The following is a 3,266-nucleotide window of genomic DNA, read 5'->3' as shown; positions in this document are numbered from 1 at the left end:
AGCAGCCGATCCAGGGCAGCGGCCCGCTCGCTCCAGAAGCAGAGCATCGCCACCAGCGTTTGCAGCAGAAAGCGCAACATGAACGCCGCTTGAACCGCCGCGATTCCAAGCAGCAGCTGCCCCGGCGAGGGCAGCCACAGCAACTCCGGCTGCAGCAGCAACACCCCCGCCAGCATCAGCGCCACAAACGGCACGCGCGTGGCCTGCTCCGCGACATGGGCCGCCAGGTAGCGCCATAACGGCTGCAGCGGTTGCAGCAGCTGCGGCGCGAGCTTGCCCTGCAGGGCGTCTTCCTCAAACACGTGGATCAGCCACACCACGCTGAACTGCCGCACCACAAACGCCGCCAGGAAATAGCGGCCCAGACCCTGGGGTGTGAGTCCTGTGGCGGCGGCTCCAGCGGAGCCCTGCCACACCGCCAGCATGATCAGCGGCAACACCCCCGAGAGAGCCCACAGCGCAATCTCGGCCCGGTATTCGAGCATGTAGGCGTATTGGCTCGACAGCAGTGCTGCGGCGATGCGCAGGGCGCGTTGTACGGGTTTGAGCGTGTTGCTGTGTGCCATCTCAGCCCTGCTGCCGGAACAGGCCACCGATCAGCTCCTCGATCGGCGGATCGCGCACCTCCAAATCCACCACCTCAAAGCGTGAGAGCAGGACCCCCACCTGCTGGGTGAGCTGTTCGCGTGGGATCAGCAACCGCACCTGGTGCCCTTGATGGGCCTCGATCGTGCCGAAGCCTTCAAACGCCTCGCGTGGATGCACCTGCCGCAGCTCGAGCCGCACTTCGCGGCAGGGGGCTAAGCGGCTTGTGAGCGCATCCAGGGAACCATCGTGAAACAGGCGGCCCTGGTGAATCAGCAGCACCCGCTCGCACAGCGCCGTGATGTCGCCCATGTAGTGGCTGGTGAGCAATACCGTGGCGCCGGTGCGGCGGTTGTAATCGGCCAGGAAGTCGCGCACGCGCGCCTGGGCGTTCACATCCAGCCCCAGGGTGGGTTCATCCAGAAACAACACTGCCGGCTCGTGCAGGAGCGCCGCCAGCAGCTCCGCCTTCATGCGCTGCCCCAGCGACAGTTTGCGCACGGGCCGATGCAGCTCTTCCTCGAGCTCGAGCATGTCGGCCAGTTCAGCGATGCGGCGCTTGGCTGCGATCGGATCGATCCCATACACCGCGGCATTCACCCGCAGCGAATCCAGCGGCGGCAGATCCCAGATCAGCTGTTGGCGGTTGCCCATCACCAGGGTGATCTGCTGCAGGAAGCGCTCCTGCCGCCGCTGCGGCTGGCAGCCTGCCACCTGCACCCGTCCGCCACTGGGGTGAATCAGGCCGCTGAGCATTTTCAGCGTGGTGGTTTTGCCGGCGCCATTCGGCCCCAGAAACCCCACCACCTCTCCGGGCTGGATGGCAAAGCTCAGATCCCGCACCGCCGCCACATCGCGGTAGCTCCGCCGCAGTGCATGGCGCAGGGTGCCTACCAAGCCCGGTTGCTTATCGGCCACCCGGAAGCTCTTGCTCAGCCCTTCGGCGAGCACGATCGCCTCGCTCATCCGTTGGGCTCGCAGGCCTGGCGGTAACGCTCCAACCGCTGGCTGAGTTCGAGATCTTCCGGAGAGCCCGATCGCTTCACCCCCTCAGCGCGTTTCACCTGTTCACAGGCCAGGTCGTTTTCGCCGCGGTTGAACAGATCAGCCGCGCCCTCCACCGCTTCCAGTAAGCGTGGTGTAGTGGCTGCGCCGTCGGGTCTGGGCTTTGGTGCGGCGGGCACCACTGGCGCCTTGGCTGGTTCAGCCGGGGGCTTGGGCTTCGGCGTGCAGGCGCTGATGCTGCAGGCCAGGGCCGCCACGAGCAGCAGCTTGGGCCGGTGGTTCATGCCGATCATTCTCAGCCCAGCACCGCCGCCTGTTCGGGGCTGAGACGGCCTGCCTGCAGCAGCACTTGGGTGATCCGTTCGATGTCGAGCACGGCATGCACGCGATAGCCCTCGCTTTGGAGCCGCTCGCGCGCTTTGCGGTCTTTGCGGCCGCCATGGTCGATGAACACCACCACGTCGTTCACCACCAGGCCCGAACTTTCCAACTTGGCGATGCCTTCGAGCACGCTGCCGCCGCTAATCAAGATATCGTCCACAACCACTACCTGATCCCCTTCGTTGAAGTCGCCCTCGATCAGGCGCCGTGCGCCGTGGGCCTTCACCTCCTTGCGCGGGTAGATCAGCGGTTTGTGCAGCGCCAGTGAGAGGCCCGTGGCTGTAGGCAGGGAGCCATAGGGAATGCCGGCGATGCGATCGAACTGCAGCTGCTCAAGCAGGCCGCTGTAGCCATGCAACACCCGATGGAACAGGTTCGGGTCGGAGATGATCTGGCGCAGGTCGATGTAGTAGTTGAACACCGCTCCGGATGACTGCACGTACTCCCCGAACAGCAGGCAGCCGATGTCAAAGAGATCGAGGATTAGATCCGCCAGTGGGTCTTGATGACCGGATGGTTCAGCTGGTGCAGCCAGCCACACGTCGCAGCTGGTGTTTGCCTCGGTTGGCTGGTTCTCCAGCCAGCGTTGGCGGCGCCGGTTGATCAGTCGTTTCAGCGCTTCGGCCTGTTCGCTCAGGTCGTCTTCCACCAGAAGGTTTTGGGGCAGCGGCAGCAGCAGGCCATCGGCTGCCTGGTTGAGGCCCGCCTCGAGCAGCCCATCGAGCCGTTCTTCTTCGCTCCAGATGCTGCGCAGCATCAACACCCGCTCGGGCGCCGCCTGGCGCACCTGCGCCAACACGGCAGGATCACTGGTTCCCACCTCCAGCAGCAGCTGATCGGGCGTGCCCCAGAGCTGGCTTTCGCGCACGATCTGCAGAAACAGCGGATCGGCCTCGCTGGGGTGGTACTGGATGCGTTTGGCGGCCGGATTGGAGCTGCGGCAGGTGATCACCACCGCCTTATCGCCGTAAAGCAGAAACGGTGCAGCGATGTCTTGCCCAGCCAGGGGCGAAAGGGTGACCGCATCAACCCCCAGATCCTTAAACAAGTAGTGCGCCAGCGCCGTGGAGGAATTGAGATCGCCGTGCTTGGCATCGATGATCAGCGGCAGATCCCGCGGCACCAGATCGCGCACCTCCAGCAGCAGCTCAAGGCCCAAAGGCCCCAGGGCTTGGTAGAAGCCAAGGCTGGCTTTGATCGCGCACACGTGGGGGCTGGTGGCTTCCACCACCGCTTTGATCCAGTGGCGCGCCTGGCTCAGAAACGAGCGGTTGCCCATGCCGTGGCGCAGGGCC

The 3,266-nt window shown here is 64.9% G+C and carries 4 protein-coding genes; all 4 read right to left on the bottom strand.

Annotated elements, in window-relative coordinates; genetic code table 11:
* A partial coding sequence (locus ACIQ2E_RS13550; RefSeq protein WP_398331587.1) for a multidrug ABC transporter permease occupies nucleotides 1–566 on the bottom strand: 566 nt, incomplete at its 3' end.
* 1 nt (nucleotide 567) lies between these two features.
* Entirely contained in the window at nucleotides 568–1,551 is a 984-nt protein-coding gene (locus ACIQ2E_RS13545; protein WP_398331584.1) for an ATP-binding cassette domain-containing protein, read from the bottom strand.
* The gene (locus tag ACIQ2E_RS13540; RefSeq protein ID WP_398331581.1) at nucleotides 1,548–1,874 is read right to left on the bottom strand and encodes a hypothetical protein; all 327 of its coding nucleotides are present in this window, start codon (nucleotides 1,872–1,874) and stop codon (nucleotides 1,548–1,550) included. The genes ACIQ2E_RS13545 and ACIQ2E_RS13540 overlap by 4 nt, the downstream gene beginning before the upstream one ends.
* 11 nt (nucleotides 1,875–1,885) lie before the next feature.
* The coding region (locus tag ACIQ2E_RS13535) for a bifunctional orotidine-5'-phosphate decarboxylase/orotate phosphoribosyltransferase (RefSeq protein ID WP_398331578.1) at nucleotides 1,886–3,266 on the bottom strand (1,381 nt) is incomplete at its 5' end.

Origin of the sequence: Vulcanococcus sp., assembly GCF_044369115.1 — a bacterium.
Taxonomy (GTDB): domain Bacteria; phylum Cyanobacteriota; class Cyanobacteriia; order PCC-6307; family Cyanobiaceae; genus Vulcanococcus.
This window is presented reverse-complemented; position numbering and strand designations above follow the sequence as displayed.

What these genes read in the sequence shown, in the direction of transcription:
- ACIQ2E_RS13545 (WP_398331584.1), bottom strand. Translation starts at nt 1,551, where the DNA reads ATGAGCGAGGCGATCGTGCTCGCCGAAGGGCTGAGCAAGAGCTTCCGG.
- ACIQ2E_RS13540 (WP_398331581.1), bottom strand. Translation starts at nt 1,874, where the DNA reads ATGAACCACCGGCCCAAGCTGCTGCTCGTGGCGGCCCTGGCCTGCAGC.